General features: G+C 58.5%; 17 protein-coding genes and 1 CRISPR repeat array (1 of these 18 cut by a window edge). Of the genes, 8 read left to right on the forward strand and 9 right to left on the reverse strand.

Annotation, left to right across the window (positions count from 1 at the left end; genetic code table 11):
- Window positions 1-693: a CRISPR direct-repeat array (repeat unit 28 nt; unit sequence GGCTCATCCCCGCTCACGCGGGGAGCAC) (it extends 4033 nt beyond the left edge of the window).
- An 87-nt stretch (window positions 694-780) separates the two neighbouring features.
- The 8 genes from cas2e to cas3 all read right to left on the reverse strand — a co-directional run bounded on the left by cas2e (window position 781) and on the right by cas3 (window position 9998).
- Window positions 781-1137, reverse strand: coding sequence for a type I-E CRISPR-associated endoribonuclease Cas2e (gene cas2e, locus FME68_RS04515; protein WP_328287709.1), 357 nt, complete (start codon window positions 1135-1137; stop codon window positions 781-783).
- A complete protein-coding gene (gene cas1e / locus FME68_RS04520) occupies window positions 1134-2072 on the reverse strand; it encodes a type I-E CRISPR-associated endonuclease Cas1e (protein WP_158396330.1) in 939 nt (312 codons plus the stop codon). Before cas1e ends, cas2e begins: the two co-directional genes overlap by 4 nt.
- On the reverse strand, window positions 2072-2764 hold the full coding sequence (cas6e, locus tag FME68_RS04525) for a type I-E CRISPR-associated protein Cas6/Cse3/CasE (RefSeq protein WP_158396332.1): 693 nt from the start codon (window positions 2762-2764) through the stop codon (window positions 2072-2074). The genes cas1e and cas6e overlap by 1 nt, the downstream gene beginning before the upstream one ends.
- The gene (cas5e, locus tag FME68_RS04530) at window positions 2761-3477 is read right to left on the reverse strand and encodes a type I-E CRISPR-associated protein Cas5/CasD (RefSeq protein ID WP_158396334.1); all 717 of its coding nucleotides are present in this window, start codon (window positions 3475-3477) and stop codon (window positions 2761-2763) included. The genes cas6e and cas5e overlap by 4 nt, the downstream gene beginning before the upstream one ends.
- A gap of 16 nt (window positions 3478-3493) precedes the next feature.
- Window positions 3494-4648, reverse strand: a complete 1155-nt coding sequence (cas7e, locus tag FME68_RS04535; RefSeq protein WP_158396336.1) for a type I-E CRISPR-associated protein Cas7/Cse4/CasC — start codon at window positions 4646-4648, stop codon at window positions 3494-3496.
- 32 nt (window positions 4649-4680) lie between these two features.
- On the reverse strand, window positions 4681-5349 hold the full coding sequence (casB, locus tag FME68_RS04540; protein WP_158396338.1) for a type I-E CRISPR-associated protein Cse2/CasB: 669 nt from the start codon (window positions 5347-5349) through the stop codon (window positions 4681-4683).
- Window positions 5342-7087 carry a type I-E CRISPR-associated protein Cse1/CasA gene (gene casA / locus FME68_RS04545; protein ID WP_158396340.1) on the reverse strand — a complete coding sequence of 582 codons (1746 nt, stop codon included), beginning with the start codon at window positions 7085-7087 and terminating at the stop codon, window positions 5342-5344. Before casA ends, casB begins: the two co-directional genes overlap by 8 nt.
- A gap of 100 nt (window positions 7088-7187) precedes the next feature.
- The gene (gene cas3, locus FME68_RS04550; RefSeq protein WP_158396342.1) at window positions 7188-9998 is read right to left on the reverse strand and encodes a CRISPR-associated helicase Cas3'; all 2811 of its coding nucleotides are present in this window, start codon (window positions 9996-9998) and stop codon (window positions 7188-7190) included.
- Window positions 9999-10151: 153 nt separating this feature from the next.
- On the opposite strand from cas3, the gene FME68_RS13185 reads away from it, so the two are divergent.
- Window positions 10152-11267, forward strand: coding sequence for a GIY-YIG nuclease family protein (locus FME68_RS13185; protein WP_230308888.1), 1116 nt, complete (start codon window positions 10152-10154; stop codon window positions 11265-11267).
- Here the strand turns inward: FME68_RS13185 and FME68_RS04565 are convergent.
- A complete protein-coding gene (locus FME68_RS04565) occupies window positions 11264-12898 on the reverse strand; it encodes a multicopper oxidase family protein (RefSeq protein WP_158396344.1) in 1635 nt (544 codons plus the stop codon). The genes FME68_RS13185 and FME68_RS04565 overlap by 4 nt on opposite strands.
- A gap of 70 nt (window positions 12899-12968) precedes the next feature.
- Between FME68_RS04565 and FME68_RS04570 the strand changes: the two genes are divergently transcribed.
- The 7 genes from FME68_RS04570 to FME68_RS04600 all read left to right on the forward strand — a co-directional run bounded on the left by FME68_RS04570 (window position 12969) and on the right by FME68_RS04600 (window position 19677).
- The gene (locus tag FME68_RS04570) at window positions 12969-14228 is read left to right on the forward strand and encodes an MFS transporter (protein WP_158396346.1); all 1260 of its coding nucleotides are present in this window, start codon (window positions 12969-12971) and stop codon (window positions 14226-14228) included.
- Between the two features lie 65 nt (window positions 14229-14293).
- On the forward strand, window positions 14294-15757 hold the full coding sequence (glmU, locus tag FME68_RS04575) for a bifunctional UDP-N-acetylglucosamine diphosphorylase/glucosamine-1-phosphate N-acetyltransferase GlmU (protein WP_328287710.1): 1464 nt from the start codon (window positions 14294-14296) through the stop codon (window positions 15755-15757).
- A 24-nt stretch (window positions 15758-15781) separates the two neighbouring features.
- Window positions 15782-16756: a ribose-phosphate diphosphokinase gene (locus FME68_RS04580; protein ID WP_049154279.1), complete on the forward strand. Its 975-nt coding sequence runs from the start codon at window positions 15782-15784 to the stop codon at window positions 16754-16756.
- A gap of 209 nt (window positions 16757-16965) precedes the next feature.
- Window positions 16966-17622 (forward strand): 50S ribosomal protein L25/general stress protein Ctc, encoded by a 657-nt coding sequence (locus tag FME68_RS04585; protein ID WP_049154276.1) that lies wholly within the window; start codon window positions 16966-16968, stop codon window positions 17620-17622.
- A gap of 144 nt (window positions 17623-17766) precedes the next feature.
- Window positions 17767-18306: an aminoacyl-tRNA hydrolase gene (gene pth / locus FME68_RS04590; protein ID WP_328287711.1), complete on the forward strand. Its 540-nt coding sequence runs from the start codon at window positions 17767-17769 to the stop codon at window positions 18304-18306.
- A 5-nt stretch (window positions 18307-18311) separates the two neighbouring features.
- Window positions 18312-19190 carry a fumarylacetoacetate hydrolase family protein gene (locus FME68_RS04595; RefSeq protein ID WP_158396348.1) on the forward strand — a complete coding sequence of 293 codons (879 nt, stop codon included), beginning with the start codon at window positions 18312-18314 and terminating at the stop codon, window positions 19188-19190.
- Window positions 19191-19287: 97 nt separating this feature from the next.
- The gene (locus FME68_RS04600; protein ID WP_158396350.1) at window positions 19288-19677 is read left to right on the forward strand and encodes a PepSY domain-containing protein; all 390 of its coding nucleotides are present in this window, start codon (window positions 19288-19290) and stop codon (window positions 19675-19677) included.
- Window positions 19678-19707: the final 30 nt, after the last annotated feature.

Consider the following 19707-nt stretch of genomic DNA (forward strand, 5'->3'; position numbering starts at 1 on the left):
TCCCCGCTCACGCGGGGAGCACCCGGCGAGACCGCGGAGAACTCCAATGATGGTGGGCTCATCCCCGCTCACGCGGGGAGCACCGGTCTTGCTGGTATTAACAGCATGGCCGGCACGGCTCATCCCCGCTCACGCGGGGAGCACCGTGCCGCCCGCCATATCCCCGTGCCGGTGACCGGCTCATCCCCGCTCACGCGGGGAGCACAGCATCAATTATTTTGGGCACGGTTCTTTTCCCGGCTCATCCCCGCTCACGCGGGGAGCACTCCGGCGCGGTCGCCGAGCAGGTCGAGACCGTGGGCTCATCCCCGCTCACGCGGGGAGCACGTCTGGATATACAACTTGGCGCCTTTAGCCGCAGGCTCATCCCCGCTCACGCGGGGAGCACTCAGCTTCAGCCTTAGCCACAGCCTCAGTCGCCGGCTCATCCCCGCTCACGCGGGGAGCACCATCGTGCGGACCGAGCCACCGGCCGGCACTTGGGCTCATCCCCGCTCACGCGGGGAGCACGCAGGTCAAGGGCATTATTAGACACATGACTACGGCTCATCCCCGCTCACGCGGGGAGCACTGACGAAACGGTCTGGATATACAACTTGGCGCCGGCTCATCCCCGCTCACGCGGGGAGCACACCACGACTAGGTTTGATGCGATGAAGGCCCGGGGCTCATCCCCGCTCACGCGGGGAGCACCCTTGTTGAACAGCGAGTTAAGGAGCCCTGGGCTCAGTTTACATACAACTTCGCAAAGACAAGGAATAGGTTGTGTCCCAGTCCTTTCTATTTCCCTTTCTGCTTCCGATAGGCAGAACGGATCTGTCGCGCTCGCGACCAACCAGTTCTGCTCTGCACAGTCTTGCGTTCAGGAGAAGGGCGGACCATAAGAGTGACTCCATCGAAATCTGTTGGCTGCCAATGGTGCCGATGCGTTCTAAACTCAAGGCCTTGTTCATTGGCTGCCGAATAGACCAATAACGCTCTTCCGTCTTTACATAGTTCGACTGTTCGCTCCCACAACAAATCACGGATTCTTGCGGAAGGACGGCCAACAAATACACCCGGTGTGAGTTCAATAAGCCATTTCGACAGATCACCCCGTAATCCAGCGGGGCATGCTGTTACTACGAGAACGATCACGAAAGTGTCTCCTCTTCAGCCCAATTCATTCCCGAAGCAATGACCTCAAGTTCACTCCACAACATGAGTTCAACATCGCTGACGAGCTCTTCATCAGGCACGTCGAACAACGCCTTCAAGTCTTTCACCATGCGCGGCATGAGCCTGTGCGAAACAACATAATCGCGAACGCGCCGACGGACTTCCGTCGATGGTTTTCCTTTGGCCGCAGCGACAGTGTCGAATGCAGCCGGGATCGAAATCTCTGCCTTGTATAAATCTGCGATGTCATAAACAAAGGATCGATCGGTTCCCGTGTGAATAACTCCTAACGCTGGAACGAAACCTAGCGCAGCGATAACAGCATGTGCTACACCATAGAGCGCTGCGCTCGCAGCGGTAAGCGCCTGGTTGATTGGATCCGAAGAATCGAAGTCATTCGGATCGTAGGATCGACGATTCCAATAAACTCCGGTCCGTTTCGATTCCGCTTCGTAAACTTTCTTCATCCTCGCGCCTTCCCGGCCGCGTAGTTGTGCCATGGTCAGACTTGACACATCTTCGCCAGGAAACCGCATCGAGTACATGCGTCGCGCACAATTCAAACGCTTGCGCTGATGGGTGACTACCTCCGCTTGGATTTCTGCCATGCGGCTTGATTTAGCTGGCGGACGGCCGTGCGCGTAGTACCGCACACCGCGCTCCCCTACCCATATGGTGCTCACGCCGGCATCGCCAAGCAAAGCCATAGCCGCGTAAGTAATTTTTGTCCCAGGCCCTAAAAGAAGTGCGGCAATTTGGGTAGCTGGAAGGTGCGCGATCCCCCGTTGATCCAGGATCGTGAGCGAATTCCCATCACGGTTCACCACACAACGCTCAGCGTAAAGAAAACTGATGCGGTCCCCGACGCGTGCCAATGCCTGGCGTGCGAGAGGGACCTCACGTGGCGTAGCCATTAAGAAACTGCCGCCAGCGTCATCAGGCCACAACCATAGCCACGAGCACGGCCAATGCCGTGAGTAAGTGTGGAGCGGAGTAGATGAGGCTCGGTGACCTCCAAGGTGCCACGATAGCGGGCCGTTACGATACGGATAGGACGTCGGTTCTCCCCTTTACGGAAATCGAGGGAGCGTCTTTCCACGATGGCTGTTTCGTCCTCTACCGACCAACGAGCACGTTCTTCCGCAGACACCGAATCGTTGGTGCGAGGAGCCAGCGCAAAACCCGCCTTTGCTGCCCGAGAGTAAAGCCACTCAAGCTGGTGCTCCACTGAAACGTGGGCCTTAACTTTGCCGCGCTTTCCGTCGTTAGACTGAGAAAAGGTTGGGTTTGCTAGCAGTTCAAACCTCCATCGTTGCCCCTTCTGCAGTGAACTCAACAGGCGGGTGTAATCAAGGGACTGGGCGGGCCGTGTGTCGTAGCCAGCCTGCTCTACGATTCCCGAAGCTGTCGGTTTCTCAGGGCCAACAATGTATAGGACATTCTCGTGTCTATTGCGATCAATCCGCCACAACAACCGAGCTTCATCGGTATCGATGTCCGGCGGAAAAGCTGCGCTAACTGCCGCATGCATAGCATGTGGGTTCGTCAGCAGCTTTCGTCCTTGACGCAGCTGTGGGTTGATCAGGATTTTAGTTAGCGTGGTCATGCGTTCATCACCGCTTCCATGAATGGGTCTGGTCGCAGCTGCGAGGCATCCAAGGGGTTATCCACCGTGGCGCTTTCGCGTTGAACTACTGTGCGCCACGAGTACTTACGGTGCCTCGGGTCGAAAGACACGGGAACGTCCTGCAACGACTCACCTACTTCACCTGGCTTCGCGTCGCGATAGATCGGCAGGGCGACCTTCTCCCCGCAGGTCTTCATGTACTCCTTTGTGGCATGCCACGTAGGGTGTGCTTGGAGCGCCTCAACCGCAGGCTTATCTACGATTCCCTGCACTACATTCGGCGGAGCCGGACATGACCGCCGTCCCAAGAAAATAGGGAACGCAGGTTTGTGTAGTGCTTCTACCAAGCCTTCGAGCAATTCACGGTCTTCAGCTTCGATCGCAGCAACAAAAGCAGCATCGGATAGGAAACAACGTGTAATCAACTTTGCAGATGCTTGAGGATTGCGCTGCCAATTCTGCGCGGTCTGGTAGTCGCGAAGCAAACTGCCGGACTGGTCAACTCGCACAGCGAACGTCAGACGTGCGAGATCCTCAATGTCGTCGGTCCGCCGGCGACCTTCTGCAGCGGCAAGCATGCCGAGCACTCCCGACTTCGATGGAATTTGAGATGTTGTTCGCGTTGTATAGCGCGATTCGTTGCCCCAAGACTGCAAGGGGGCTTTGAGTAGTAGTAATAAGCTCGATGTCATGAGATGACTCCCTTCACTAGGACTGGGAGGAATCCAACGCTGCGGTGAGACGTTCCGAAAGCTCGGGCAGAGTAACGGTCTCAGCAATGTCAGCGAACGGTGCTCGCGCTTCGCTTACGCCAACCACGAATGCAGCGAATGGCTTTAGCCCGTAGTTCTCCTCAAACTCCTTTTCTTCCTTTGCTAGAGCTTCGGCACCAGCGATGCGCAAATTCTTGTCATCGGTGGCTTGGACCGGCTCCTCGAACGCCGTCACAAGGCTGACCGGACGTGTATCCCGCACCGTGACATAGACCAGCTCGGGCAGCGTGTGGTTGGCAAAAGTGTTAATCTTGCCGGTCGGCATGGACTTGATGAAGGCGTCGACAAACTGAACCGCTGCCTGCTTCGCGTTCTCTTCGGAGTCAAGATTCTCCTTAAGGCCTGCTACATTCACGGTGGCAAACCGGTACAGGGTGGAGGACATCATTTGGACCGTGCCGATCATCCCAGCGCCTGTCTCTTCACCGTCTTCTGCCAGATCGTCGACAGCAGTGAAGTAATCGAACTCCGGAGCACTATCGTGAATGCCCAGCGCATGGGCGACCTGCACTGCGGCATCGACGTTAAAAGCAGCGTCATCCGCAATCATGCGACCAAACATCGCCATATCAACCGAGTGCTTGGTATCGAGAATTTCCTTCGCCTCAGTCTTTTTGATCTTCTCTCCGTCTGCAGCGACGATTGCTCGGACTGCGCGGTCAATCTGCTGCGGGCTTAAGAAAATGAGGTATTTGGTACGTGGATACCGGGCTTCCTTAATAAGCTCCTCTTTATCCTCGACCTCGGACTTTTCTAGTTCCTTGATCCGCTTGTTATCAACTTCGGTCGAAATTCCTGCGACCTTGAAGAGGTCACTTACCTGCTTGATTGCGCGCTCGGCATCCCAGCCTTCGTGTTTCTCAACCAGCTTGGCGATCTTCTCCGGCAAGCGCTTCGAGCGGTCTCCCACAGACTCAGGATCAACATTCTTTTCAAAGTAGCTACGGATTGCGCGCTTCCAGGACTGGGAGGACACGCGCTGGCGCGGGACTCCACCAAAAACAGCGGACTTGGGTGCACCCGTATCGTCGCGATTGATAAGGGATGGTGGCAGGGTTTGCAGTGCGTGGATGTCAATAACCAATGACATGGTGAACTTTCCTTTCTGTTGAAGAGGGTTGTTTAGGATTCAGTTGATTTCGTGCTCTTAGTGAAAGCGCCAGTGGCAAAGTCACGTCCCCATCTCAAGAGAACTCCCTGTCGACGATTCTGATCAGCTTGAGTAGAAGTACGAGCGTTGAGAGTTCTGAGGTCTTGTGCAAATTGTCCATAGTCAAAGCCAATTTTTGCGCCGCGGAGCAGTGCGATAAGCGAGCGGATATGGATCAATCGGGAGGCTTCATCGCGTGCAACGAGCATGGCATCGAAGCGGGGTTTTGTGGACTGCGATTCGCTCTGTGCAAAGAAACGGCCGCATGCACGGGCAAAGCTTTGGCCTTCAACGTGGGCGTCAGTCGTCGCGCTTTGCATGTGTATACCAAACATGACGAGAGCATGAAATGCTGCAGACTCCGATGCTGAAGGAGCGTTTCCTCTGCCGAGTTCTTTCTCGCTGAGCGGCGGGTGAAGGCTTAGTAGAACTTCCTCCAGAGCTAGAGGCTGGTCGTTAAGGGGAGCGGAAGCATACTTGCGAAGGTTCGCAAGCGTTGCACGAGCTTGCGCACTTTGCGCGTGGTTTGGTGAGCGCAAGATGGCGAACTGTAGGTCGTTTGCAGTCCGAGCCACTGCTGGGCGCAAGGTTACCCCTGTCAACGTGCTCGGATTGTCAGTGGTAGTTGGAATGTTAGTCATCGGAGTCATCCTCGTGTGAGTTTCCAGAGGCATCTGTGCCCGGGGTAGTGCGAGAAACCGTCAATGGAAGGTCCTTGTCCAGCCTTCGATGCAGTTGACGGTAAAGCGAGCCGGCTGAAACTATTCGGCCCTTGCCGCTGTCTCCGGCGTCGACTTCCCTGCCAACGATGGCCTTTGTTCCAGCACCACGAAGAAGTTCGCGAGCGTCACGAAGCACCTGCTCGCGGAGCTGTTTTTGCCATTCAATCTGCCCCGTTTCAGCGTTGTCAGAGTTCAAGCCTGCCATCCACGCTAGGAAGAGCGGCTCAAGGCGAGCATAGAATCGGTCTGCAGTACTGCTCCCGAATTCATAGTCACCGCCAGCGGCGACAAGCAGTTGACCGGCAAACCAGCCGAGGCTGATAGCTGCTTTTCCGGTTTTCTCGGCAGAGGTGCGAACTGCATTGCGCACCTTCCGGCCCGTATCATCAGCACGCAGAACTACGAGTGGCAAGCCAATCGTAGCGGTGAATGTCGAGGCTACGGAAGATTCTTTTGGACCATATTCCATCGAAACCAAAGCGATGTCTAGGAGATTCTTGTCCAAGTACCCATCTGCTTCAAGATCTGCCAAGTTGGAAAGATTCCTCGGACGCTTAGGGGCTTTGTTCTTGCCATTATCGAATCCGGGATCATCCTCCAAAGCGATGAGTGCATCGAGTGCTCGCCACATTGTCCGAGTTGGGTCATAGGAGCGCGCATAATACGCATCAACGTCATTCTTCGACTTATTCGGGCTGTAGCGGTAGGGAGTCATCGGATCACCCATGACGTTCTTCCCCGCGTCTGGAATACGGTCGCCGTTGGATACCAGTACCTGGACCGCACGATCGCCTTCGAAAAAGAGACGGATACGCCGCGCCTGCCACGTAGCGAGATCGACCGCACCGTGCGGCACAGCACCTATGTCATCATTTGATCCTGGTCGCTGCGCTGCGGTGTCGGGTTCGCGTTCCCAAACGGGAGTATCCACGCTCACGGCTCCCCCTTCTTGGGAATCCAAGACCGCTGACTGCGGAGTATTGAGAATTAGCGTCTCAAGAATCCCGCCTGTCCCCAAGACAATCGTGCCACCGGTTTGGCCAGTCCAACCCGTACCAATTGGAAAACCTTTGCCTTGTTTAACTCGAGGGTCGCCTACTGCCCCCGATTTAATTCCGGAGTAATCAAATGCCTGCGCATGGATAAGCCACCTGGCAGCCTCATCAGGGGCAAGCGATTCTCGCCCTTCCGCTGTACGCATGGTGAAGAAATCGTCAGCAGCTTCCGGAACAATGAACGATACTGGTCGGGTTGCACCTGACTTCGTATGCAGGTCAGCGACTTGCATGAAGGGAGCACTTGGTGAAAGAAGATCAAACCGATCTTCGTAGCCATCTAGGTATTCAAGGACCACGTCGTCGCACTTCTCGTTCACAAGCTGCTCACGCAACTCATCGAACCATTCCGGCCAATCGAAGTCTTCCCAGCTGCTGTCCGCATAGTTGCCAATAAGGTCTAGAGCGTGCGCCCGCCAAAAAATGGCCAGCAACACACGAAGCACCGCGTAGTCTTGGGTTGGTGAGTCGCCGACGACTTTATAGGCGTCACCTCGACCCGAAAATACATCTCGGATGCTCAAAGTTACAGGCTGGTTGGTACCATCCATGCACTTGATCCATGGCTCATCGAGAAGGTTAAACGTTGGGGTGTCAGTCATTCTTCTTTCACCTCCTTTCTTTGTCTTGTTGTGGATTACTAGTAGTCGTAGAGGGGCCTCTGAGAGGAGGTGCCCTCAGAGTACAAATGGCGACGGACATTCACTTTCCTCCATCGCTAAGAATTTCGATACCCAGCTCGGAGGAGTAGGTCACGGTAAACCGCCCAAGCTGTGCGGTGTCAGATTCGTCAAGCGGTAATGCCAGTTGTCCCCTCAATAGGAAGTGCGAACGCCATTGTGCCGGAGTAGCTTCTTCCAAAGTGCTGATAACCGCCTCGAAATCAGATTCCCACCTCGTCATACGTGTTGGGAGACGAACCGTGCTTGAAGCCAAATGGAACGCGACATCGTAGGACAACTCGGCTCCATCAAGTGCTTCTTCCTCTAGCCCCCACGGCTGATACCCATACTCGGTGCTCCTAATAGGAATTACTTCCACCGAGGGTTCAGCATCTCGGATTTGAGCCGCACCGCGTTCATCTCCTGATACTGCGTCATCACTGATGAGTTGTGAGAAAAGCGCATCGTAGCTGGTCCGGCGCCAAGGGCTAGGCAATCGGAACGTCGAAGATTTCGAGTGCGCGCTATCTTCAACAAACAGATTCTGCGCCTTTGCTTTCCCCCACGCCTCTTCCCACCCCACAGGCGGTGTGAAGCTCTTGTCATAGGCTGCTCGGACAAGTCCTTCAATGTCGTCGGGGCGTCGAAAGACTTCTGGAAGCATCGCGTAGGTCGATAGAAGCAGGGTTTGGCCGTAGATAAACTCAGCTCCCGAATCAAACTCGGGAACTAGCTCGCGCTCGAGGATTCCTCGAATCATCACCCGTGGCTGTTGTAGCTTCTCCGGCCGATCAGTGGCTGGACGCGCATGGCGATGCAACCGTCCGATGCGCTGAATAATGAGATCCATCGGGGCGATATCTGAGACAAGAACATCAGCATCAATATCGAGACTTTGCTCGGCGACTTGGGTTGCGACCACTATCTTGCGCCACGGACGCCCACCTCCCCGGCGAGAATCAGGTCCGAGTTCCTCACGCAAGGCATCTTCTTTCGCTACGCGCTCCCATGCAACGAAGCCGGCATGATGCAGCTGGACCTCGTCGCCATAAACGCCTTCTAGCACGCGATATGCCTCTTGCGCGCGAGCAATCGTATTACAAATAATGAGTGCACACCCGCCTTCGTCGAGGTAGTGCTCCGCAAAGGTGACGAGCTTTTCTACGTCATCGTCTAGGTACTCGATGCGCGCTTCTAGGTTCGTTGGCGTAGGCGGCACCGAATGAAACTCCACGGAATCCCTTGTTGCAAGTGTGAGCAGTGGATATCCAGTAGGGTCCTCATCCGGCCAGGGAGCACGGGAGTACGCCTGCACCAGTGAACGTCTCTTATCTGGCGGAAGCGTCGCTGACATGAGGATGACGCTGGCGCCGTAGTAGCCGAGCCACTCGATAGTTCTTTGGAGGTAGTCGCTGGTGTAAACGTCGAAGGAGTGCACCTCGTCGAAGATGATGACTTTTCCCGCCAGTCCCACGTGCCGAAGCATATGGAAGCGCTGCTGCAACGACATCATCAGAACTTGGTCCACGGTACCTACAACGAAATTGGACAACAGTCCCAGCCGCCGTCCAGACATCCACTGCGATGCAATGACTCCTCCACCTTCCCCGGAGTCTTTACCAATCTGCGAGAATTTCAGCTGCCGGTACGGCTCCGAAAGAACGTTTTTGGAGTGAGCAAGGTACATACTCCTCACCGTGTCAATACTGTTGTTCGAAGCCCATTCGATCGTGCGCTCCAACAATCCGTTGGCCGTTGCCATGGTCGGCGCCGCGAAGAAGATTCCTTGTGCTCCACCACCGGCCCCCAGGATTTCCGCGGTAGCCAGGGCCGCTTCAGTCTTTCCAACCCCAGTTTCGGCTTCAATAACAACAAGCGTTGGCTCCTCCAGCTTTTGCACGGCTTCCACAACAGCACGCTGCACCGGCCGAGCGCAGTACTCCTCCGGCCAGTCAAACGAACGCCTAAAGTGAGCGTCAATATCCTGCCAGTCCCCTTTTTCAGGTTCCCAAGGCATCGTTACGTCGATAGCTGCGGCGGCTGCTTCAACTCGTTCCAGCTGCGTTCCACTCACGTACAGCGTGAACGCGTTTTCATTAGAAGCCATCCAGTCCGCCATCACCACGAGCCCAGTGAGAATTTCCGCAGCGCCCTGATGCAGCTTTTGGCCGCAACATACCTCCTCAAGTACTGAGTCAGCACCGCAGAGCTCCGTCATCGCGTCGAGTAGTTCTTTATGAACGTTCTTCCACGGCTCGGGGTATTCTTCAATGAGGTCGCGCACCCGTGTAGAAGGTTGATTTGCAATGCCGTGATGGGCGTTAACTACTGCGGCCAATGCGTAAGCTTTTGGGCGGCGAACGCCTCGCGCACACAACCATTGCGAGAGGATTTCACCTGATGCAACGCCATGCGGAAGCTTGTCGAAGTTGGCCTCATCGACACTGAGGTCGATATCTAAACCTGCATCTAAGACGGCATGAACGAGATGTGCTTTATCACTTTCCAGGAGTAGGCGCTGGAACGTGCGTACTGCTTTCCCCACATCGTGGGCTCCCGCAAGCCACACATACAGCGCCTCTACCCCAGACTCATCGACCCCCAGCTCTTCTGAAAGATAGCGCTTCACAGAACCAGCCAACCAGGAGTTAAACAGGAATGAGGCTGCACATGCCGAGTCCACCATATGCTGTGGCAGCGACAAGAAATCTGTGCCATCACCGGACTTCGCCCACAAACTTTGAGCTTGCGGACTACGTTCGCGCGCCCAGCCATCAGCCTTAAGGCAAAAATCACGTGTCCGGGCCGGAATTAGACTGGAGATCGGCCCCTGTGCAGCGGTCTTTTCCATGATCATCCTTCATAAGAAGTGGTTTACAACGAGCATAGCATTACTAGCATTAGAAAGTTCATTAGTTCTTGAAGATTGTTCTTTGACGTACGCGATGTAGGCTTCATAATGGGCCGTTTCACTTCCCGGCGCTGCCGGGATGAGCCCTTTCTGATGCTTAACACCATCACTTCCCCGCGTCAGCGGGGCTTTCTTTTATCTGAAACACCCAATCTGCGGACGCTGGGTCTACGCATCGTCTACGTTGTCCTCATGACCTCTCCCCTTGACTTCAAGCGCTTGGAGCTCAACTCCAACACACCTATCGGACCCATCTTCCCTGCCAATGAGCGATGCGGAATCTACGTCATCGAGTTCGACGATGGCACCAAGTACGTGGGGCAATCCATCGACGTCGTCAAGCGGTTCTGGGACCACACGCATGGCTCCAACCATCATGAATCCTGGGGCGATGTCGTAGCACTATCATTTGCGCCCGCACCGCCTTTGGAGCTGGACATCCTTGAAAAACAAATGATCCAACACCAACTCGATGCCGGTGTCTTACTCCGAAATCGCAGCGGTGTATTAGCCTCTGAGGGCCCCAGCCCGCTGGATTTAGTCGTAACCGTCACCGATCAAAAACATTGGATCCTTGGGGATTGGGAACCATCACAGTTTGATCGCGCAGCTTTTGTCCGTGGCGCTGAAGCATCGGGGCCAACAAAGCTGGAGAAGAAAGCACCCCCAAAAGTTTCTCAAGCCGTAATCAAAGACATCGCATTCGCCCTCGAGCACATCATCCCTGTAGCGCCAGAAACAGAGAAAACGTACTGGACGTTGTCGGACTATCCTTCAACCGCTGGTGGCCGATATGCAACCCTCAATACCGGAATACTTGAGTTTCTTGTTTTCCCGCGTAGCAGTGTCATCACTGATCCAACTGACTTAGACCCGGGTTTTCTTGACGGCTACACCCTCGGCACTGGATTCTTTAACCTTCTTCCACGCGAGGGCGGCGATTGGAAAGCAGAATCCGATACCGTTTGGTTTAGCAAATCCCCTTACCACTTCGTCGCTTCCCATGATTACAACGTCACGCCAACTGAGGCTTATTACTATCCCATCGGCCAACTAGAGGAAACCTTCAACGCCCTTGGACCAGAAGTGATCTCTGACGCTCGCAAATTCGCGGTCACCTTGATGCGCAACCGCCCGTCCAACCTCTTCCGCCGCTGGCACAGCTCGGCGCTAGTAGGCCGGGCCTACGAGAAAATCGTGAACGGTTAGGACTTCGCCTCCGGCGTCGCATAGGGGCTGCGGGAGGAGTCCACCACTTGGCCCGCGTGGGCGGAGTGCGCGGTGGCGGTTTGGTCGAAGACTAAGGCGGCGGGTTTGACGCGCACGTCGGGCTTCTCGCCTTTGTTGACCATGACGTACTGCCCCATCATTCCCTCGTCCTCATGCAGCAGCATGTGGCAGTGATACATGTACGGGATGGTCTTGTCCGGGAAGTGACCGAACTCCACCAGTAGGCGCGCGGTGACCTTCGGCGGAAGGTTGACAATGTCCTTCCACCCAGAATTGAACACATTCATCTTCTCATCGCCGTCCCAGTCAAGAACCTGGAAGCGGGCGTTGTGGATGTGGAAGTTGTGCGGCCAGTCAGAGTTCTCATTGGTCACGGTCCAGATCTCCGGGGCGTCGTGGTCGATGACGGTATCCACCCGGGCCATGTCCATCTGCTCACCGTTGATCATGAAGGTGTTGAGCACGAACTCACGCTCTTCAAGGCCCTCCGTGGACGGGGTCTCCGCCGCGGCGGGGTCGAGCGTTGCCGGCAAGGCGGGGACTTCCGGCGCGGACTCTTCCGGCCCGGAAATGGTGAGCAGGTCGAAGGAATCTTGGAAGCCGAAGTCGGCCGCGTCCTTGTCCTTGGGCACCCCAAAATTATCCTTGCGCGGCACCGAGCGCAGCTGGACCTCCTTGCCGGGCTCCAAGTCCACGATGATTTCGGCGCGCTCGCCGGGGCCGAGGAAGAGGGTATCGGTTTCCACGGGGGCGTCGAGAAGCCCCGTGTCCGTGGCGATGACGTGGAAGGGACCGTTGCTGAGCTCCAGCGTGTAGAAGCGCATCGAAGCACCGTTGAGCAGGCGCAAGCGGACCCGGCGCGTGGTGGCGTCGAAGCGCGCATTGGTGATGCCGTTGACCAGAGGTGTGGTGCCCAGAAGGCCCAGAGTGTTATCGCTCTTTTCATCAATCTGGCCATCGTCGGTGAACTTGGCATCCATGATGACTACCGGGATGTCGTCCACACCGTAGTCCTGCGGCAGGTCCAGGTCATCGGCCACATCGTCATCGATGAGGAACATGCCCGCCAACCCGCGGTAGGCATGCGTGGCCGTGGCCATGTGCGGGTGCGGGTGATACCACAGCGTGGCCGCGGGCTGGATGATCTCCCATTCAGGTTTCCATGTCTTGCCCACCTCAATCGGCGAGTGCGGGCCGCCATCCGAATAGGCCGGCAGCTTCATGCCGTGCCAGTGCACCGTGGTCATCTCAATGAGGTCGTTGGTGATTTCCGCGCGGACTTTCTCGCCCCGCCGAGCCCGCAAAGTGGGGCCCAAGAAGGCGCCGTTGAAGCCCCACGTCCGCGTGCGGTCGTTGCCGGGGAGGATCTCCGAGTAGCCGTCCTGGGCGGTGAGCTTGAACACGCGCGTGCCGTCGATGACCTCCCCCTCCTCCACGGGCGGGATGGGCAGGGCGCGCGGCTCGCCGTCGTAGCCCAGCGGCTCCGGCTGATTCTTCGACCCCGAAGTGGAGCAGGCGCTCAACCCCATCACGGCGGCACCGGCAACAGTCAGTACGGAACCCTGGACAAAAATACGGCGGGATACTGTAGGGCGAACGGAGATAGACATGCCTCCCAGGATAGAGATCAGGTGAACCTTAGACCCCGGATTGGAGCGAGCCGGGCTTAAGATCACAGTCATGGCTTCGCGTTCAGCATCTCCCCACGGCTCCTCACCGTCCGAAGAGTCCGCCAATGCCCGCCGCTTCGTCTGGTCGAATGGCCTGCAGGGCGTGGGCGATCAATTGCTCTCCGGAAAGACGGTCCTGCCCTGGCTGTTTAGCGTGGCCGGAGTCCCCGGCTTCTTCACCGGCCTGCTAGTGCCCTTGCGCGAGTCCGGCTCCATGCTCCCGCAGGCGGCGCTGACCCCCTGGGTGGTGTCCCATCCAGCTCGCAAGCGCCTGTGGGTGCTGGGCTCGGTGGGCCAGGGCCTGTGCGCGGCGATTATCGCGGCGGCTGCTGTGCTTGTTCGCGGCCCCTTCCTCGGCCTCATCGTCTGCCTCGCCCTGGCAGCTCTCGCGGTGCTGCGCGCGCTGTGTTCGCTGACCGGCAAGGACGTGCAGGGCCGCACCATCTCCAAGGGCCACCGCGGAGTAGTGACCGGCCGGGCCACGCAGCTCGGCGGCGCGGTTACCTTGATTACCGGTGGCATCCTCGCCGTGCTGGGCGAGCTCCCGCGCTGGGGTTTGGCGGCGTTGCTGGCCATCGGTGCGGCCACGTGGTTCTTGGCGGCAGCAGTCTTCCGCACCATCGAGGAGCCGGTGCCGGATGACGCCGGTCAGAAGGGCCTGAACCGCAGCTGGTGGACGGACACCTGGAAGCTATACACCCAGGACGCGCAATTCCGCAGCTTCGTCAACGTTCGTGCCCTGCTTTTGGTGTCTGCCCTGTCCACCTCCTTTATCGTGGTGCTTTCGCAGAGCATCGGTTCGCAGGCTTTGAGCGGGCTCGGCGGCTTCGTCTTGGCCTCGGGCTTGGCCAGCCTCGTGGGTGGCCGTGTATCCGGTGTGCTCTCGGATAAGTCCTCCCGCTTGGTCATGTCCTGGGGCGCAGCTTTCGCAGCTCTCATTTTGCTGGGCATCGTCGCGTGTGCCGCGTGGGCGCCGGCAACGGTAAGCATGTGGGCGCTTCCCCTCGGATTCTTCCTGGTCAACTTGGCGCACACTGCCATTCGCGTGGCGCGCAAGACCTATGTGGTGGACATGGCCGGTGAGGATAAGCGCACCCGCTACGTCGGGGCCGCGAACACCATGATGGGTGTCATTCTCCTCGTGATTGGCGGCATCTCCGCCGTGATCGCGCTGGCTGGTCCCTCGGCAGCCATTCTGTTCTTGGCCTGCATCGGTCTGCTCGGCGCCTGGCGTGCCCGGGCACTTCCGGAGGTCTCACGCGAAAAATAGAACGCAGGCGTTATGATGAAAAAAGTAAGTCCTGACATCCCCAATCACAGGAGAAGCACACACTCGTGGCTGAAGTAACGAACTGCGCCGCCATCGTCCTTGCCGCAGGCGCAGGTACCCGCATGAAATCCTCAACCCAAAAGACGTTGCATGAGATTGGCGGGAGGTCACTTCTCGGCCACGCTCTCCACGCAGCCGCTGGCTTGAACCCGGAGCACCTCGTGGTCGTCGTGGGCCACCAGCGCGACCAGGTCTCCCCTGCCGTCGATGCCATCTCCGAGGAGCTGGACTGCGAGGTCTCCCAGGCCGTCCAGGAAGAGCAGAACGGTACCGGTCACGCCGTCCAGTGCGGCCTGAGTGCGTTGCCTGACTTCGACGGCACCGTCATCGTGACCAACGGTGACGTTCCGCTTCTGCGCCCGGAGACACTGCGCCAGCTGCACGAGACCCACACTGGCCAAGGCAACGCCGTGACCGTGCTGTCCGTGACCCTGAAGGATCCCACCGGTTACGGCCGCGTGCTGCGCGCCGAGGATGGATCGGTCACCGCCATCGTGGAGCAAAAGGATGCCTCCGAGGAGCAGCGCGCGGTGCGCGAGGTCAACTCCGGCGTTTTTGCTTTCGATGGAGCCGTGCTTCGCGACGCCTTGACGAAGCTCAACTCCGACAACGCCCAGGGCGAGCTTTACATCACCGATGTGCTGGAGATCGCCCGCGAGGGAGGCCACCGCGTCGGCGCGCACGTTGCTGTCGATCCGGAGGAGCTCTCCGGTGTGAATGACCGCGTGCAGTTGGCCGCGGCCGGCCGCATTCTCAACCGCCGTGTGGTCGAGGAAGCCATGCGCGGCGGCGCCACCATCGTCGATCCCGATACCACTTGGATCGGCGTCAACGTGACCATTGGCCAGGACGTTGTCATTCACCCCAATACCCAGCTGTGGGGTGCGACAACCATCGCCGATGGTGCTGAGGTGGGCCCCGACACCACCCTGACCAATATGCAGGTGGGCGCTGGCGCCAGCGTGGTGCGCACACACGGCTTCGACTCCGTCATCGGCACCAACGCTCAGGTGGGCCCGTTTACCTACATCCGCCCGGGCGTCATCGTGGGTGAAGAGGGCAAGCTGGGCGGCTTCGTCGAGGCGAAGAAGGCGCAGATTGGCCGCGGCACCAAGGTGCCGCACCTGACCTACATCGGCGATGCCACCGTGGGTGACTACTCCAACATTGGTGCCTCTTCCGTCTTCGTCAACTATGACGGCGTCAACAAGCACCACACCACCATCGGCAGCCACGTGCGCACCGGATCGGACACCATGTTCATCGCCCCCGTCACCGTCGGTGATGGCGCCTACTCCGGTGCGGGTACAGTAATTAAGGACGACGTTCCCCCGGGAGCGCTCGCGGTCTCCGGCGGCAAGCAGCGCAACATCGAAGGTTGGGTGCAAAAGAAGCGTCCGGGCACGCCGGCAGCGGAAGCAGCCGACAAGGCACAGGACGCCCAGGCTGACGATCAGACCACTAACTAACGACAAGTAAAGGGATATCTACTGATGACTGGCAAGGTTACCGGCAGCAGCAAGAACATGATGCTCTTCACCGGGCGCGCTCACCCGGCGTTGGCTGAGGCTGTGGCCAAGGAGCTCAAGACCGATCTGGTTCCGACCACCGCCCGCGATTTCGCCAACGGTGAGATCTTCATTCGCTTCGAGGAGTCCGTCCGTGGTGCTGACTGCTTCGTGATGCAGTCCCACACCCAGCCGCTCAACAAGTGGCTGGTAGAGCAGCTCATCATGATTGATGCGCTCAAGCGCGGCTCTGCTAAGCGCATCACCGCCATCCTGCCCTTCTACCCGTACGCGCGCCAGGACAAGAAGCACCTCGGCCGCGAGCCTATCTCCGCCCGCCTAGTGGCGGACCTGCTCGCTGCTGCCGGTGCCGACCGCATCGTGTCCGTGGATCTGCACACCGACCAGATTCAGGGCTTCTTCGATGGCCCGGTCGACCACATGCACGCCATGCCGATCCTGACCGACTACATCAAGTCCAAGTACCCGATGGACAACCTGGCCGTGGTCTCCCCCGATGCCGGCCGCGTGAAGGTGGCAGAGAAGTGGGCACACGAGTTGGGCGATGCCCCACTCTCCTTCGTCCACAAGACCCGCTCTAACACCGAAGCCAACAAGACGGTGTCCAATCGCGTCGTGGGTGACGTCGAGGGCAAGGACTGCATCCTGCTCGATGACATGATTGATACCGGCGGCACCATCGCGGGCGCGGTCCGCGTACTGGAGGAAGCCGGCGCCAAGTCCGTGGTTATCGCTTGTACCCACGGTGTCTTCTCCGACCCGGCTCGCGAGCGCCTGTCCGAGTGCGGCGCTGTCGAGGTCATCACCACCGATACCCTGCCGCAGTCCACCGAGGGCTGGGACAACCTCACTGTGCTGTCCATCGCCCCGCTGCTGGCTCGCACCATCCACGAGATTTTCGAGAACGGTTCTGTGACCACGCTGTTTGAGACTCACTAGATTTGGTTCTGCGACAACGCTGCTGCTAAAATCTTGTGCGTCTCGGCGAGGGAGAAATCCGTTATCGACGCGATAGCACAAGTTAAGCAGTGAATCTTGTATTAAGCCTGCGATGACTCGTCCAAGACGTCCATCGGCAGGCTTTTGTCGTATCTACACGGTTCTTCATGAGCCCTTGCCGCACAACGATACTTTAAGGAGATTTACTTATGGCTTCTGAGCGCCCCGTATTGAAGGCTGAAGTCCGTTCTGAATTTGGCAAGGGCTTCGCTCGCCGTCTGCGCGCTGCAGGCAAGATCCCGGGCGTTGTCTACGGCCACGCCGTCGACGTTCTGCACTTCGCCGTTGACCGCCTGGAAATGACCGCACTGGTCCGTAACCACGGCGTCAACGCCGTGTTCGAGCTGGAGCTCGAGGGCGAGCAGCACCTGGTCATGGTCAAGCACGTCGACCAGAACGTCCTGACCTTCAACATCGACCACATCGACTTGCTCTCCATTAAGCGTGGCGAGAAGGTTGAGGTCGAGGTTCCGGTTGTCCTCGAGGGCGAGCCGGCTCCGGGCCTCATGTCCATCCAGGATGCCGACGTTCTCCTGGTCGAGGCAGACGTGCTCAACATTCCGGAGGAGATCGCCGTGTCCATCGAGGGTCTCGAGGATGGCACCGTGGTCACCGCTGGCGACATCACCCTGCCGGAGGGCACCACCCTCGTGGCCGAGGAAGACACCGTCATCGTCTCCATCTCCGAGCCTCAGGTTGATGAGGAGCTCGAGGCTGCCGCTGAGGCTGCCGAGGACGGCGGCGCTGAGGCTGGCGCCGAGTCCGCAGACGAGGGCGCCGCCGAGGAGAAGGCCGACGAGGAGTAAAACTCCCCTCTCCTTATCACTCCTCATTCTCTAGCGCACCGCTGCCTGCATTCTTTCTCACTCCCTCCCCTACATACCGAGGGGGTGAGCGTGCAGGTGGCGGTGCGCTCTTGTGTCTTCACCCCAGCGGCTTAGAATGGCTGCGTGACTTCTTCTCCTTTTCTCGTCGTTGGCCTAGGAAACCCCGGGCCGAAGTACGCCGGCACTCGCCACAACATCGGTTTTGACGTGGCTGATGAACTAGCCCACGAGCTATTCGCTTCCTTTTCCGTTCACAAAAAGACAAACACGGATGTCGCCGAAGCGCGACGTGGCGATACCAAAGTGATCGTCGCCAAGCCGCGCTGCTTCATGAACTTGTCCGGCGGTCCCATCAAGGCACTCGCCCAATATTTCTATGTTCCTGCTGAGCGCATCATCGTGATCCACGATGAATTGGAGCTCGACTTCGCCACCATCAAGCGACGCCTCGGCGGCGGGGACCACGGCCATAACGGCCTGCGCTCCACCACGAAGTCCCTGGGCACCAAGGACTATCAGCGGCTTTCAGTGGGCATCGGCCGCCCGCCCGGCCGTATGGATCCGGCCGCATTCGTGCTCAAACCGTGGACTAAGCAGGAGGCCTACGAGATTCCCATCATCTGTGCCGATGCCGTCGATGAGATTCTTCGCGCGTTAGACTAGCCGCCATGAAGCTCGCTACTCTCCGCACCAGTTTTGGTACTTGCGCTATCCGCATCGACGGCCCCAACGTGGGCACCGAGCTGGATTATGAGGACGTCGGAGAATTGCTCGCCAGCCCCGATTGGAGCAAGGCCGCGCAGCTGTCCGGCGAGCCCGTCGTTTTTGAAGATTCCGACCTGGCTCCCGTCATCCCGCACCCGGGAAAGATTATCTGCGTTGGCGTCAACTACGCCAAGCATGCCCGGGAGATGGGGCGCGAGCTTCCCACGCAGCCCACGCTCTTCATCAAGTTTCCGGAGGCCCTGACCGGGCCCTTCGACGACGTTTATGTCCCGGACTATGCCACGAAGAAGCTGGACTACGAAGGAGAGCTCGCCGTGGTCATGGGACGCCGCGCGCACCGGGTGAGCACGAAAGATGCGCTGGATTACGTGGCCGGCTATGCCATCATGAACGACTACACCCTGCGGGATTATCAGCGCGCCACCACGCAGTTCCACGCCGGCAAATCCTTCTACCGCACCGCCGGCTTCGGGCCGTGGTTGACCACGGCTGATGAATGGGCCCCGGGCAAGGCCGCGCGGCTCACCACGACCGTCGACGGCGACGTGCGCCAAGACGACAACACCGATGACCTCATCTTCTCCGTGGCCGAGCTCATCGCCTTCTGCTCCTCCCTCTACCCTCTCAATCCGGGCGATGTCATTGCCACCGGCACTCCGGAAGGTGTGGGCTTCGCGCGTGGTGAGGAGGCGCTGCTGGGCGACGGCTCCCGCACCCGCATCAGCATCGAAGGGCTCGGGGCAATTGAGAACACCACGCGCTTCGGTGAGCCCCCTGCTGCCGGTGGCTGCGGCGAAGGCTGCACCTGTCGCGGCCGTTAACATTCAGGCCGCATACAGGATCTTCAGCGAGCACGCTCTGATTTCGATACGGTGGGACACCACATTTCCCCCGATTAACTGAGAAGGATGAGCCTCGATGACTCTTCGTTCCCGCTTCACCGCCGTCGGCATCGCGCTCTGCGCCAGCACCGCGCTGGTGGGGTGCTCGTCGGATAAGGAGGCCGAGCCCGCCCCGACGCCGACTCCCGCGCCGGTGGAAACCGTGACGGAAACGGCCACAGCGACGGGCACGGATGCTGGCGACGCAGAGGGCTCCGGCATGCTCAGCGGCGATGAAGCATTTGAGAAAGCCTTAGCCCACGCCGGCGTTGATGCCCGAGCCGTCACCGAAAAGGAAGTCGACTACGACGATGGTGATGACGGCAAGGGCCCGCACTGGGAGATCGAGTTCAAGGCCAACGGCCAGGAACACGAGCTCGATGTCGACGCCGCCAGCGGCGCGGTGACGCAACACGAGGTTGACTGACCGCCAGTCTGATCCCCAGCTCCATCCCAC

The organism is Corynebacterium hiratae, from assembly GCF_009708045.1.
Lineage (GTDB): Bacteria > Actinomycetota > Actinomycetes > Mycobacteriales > Mycobacteriaceae > Corynebacterium > Corynebacterium hiratae.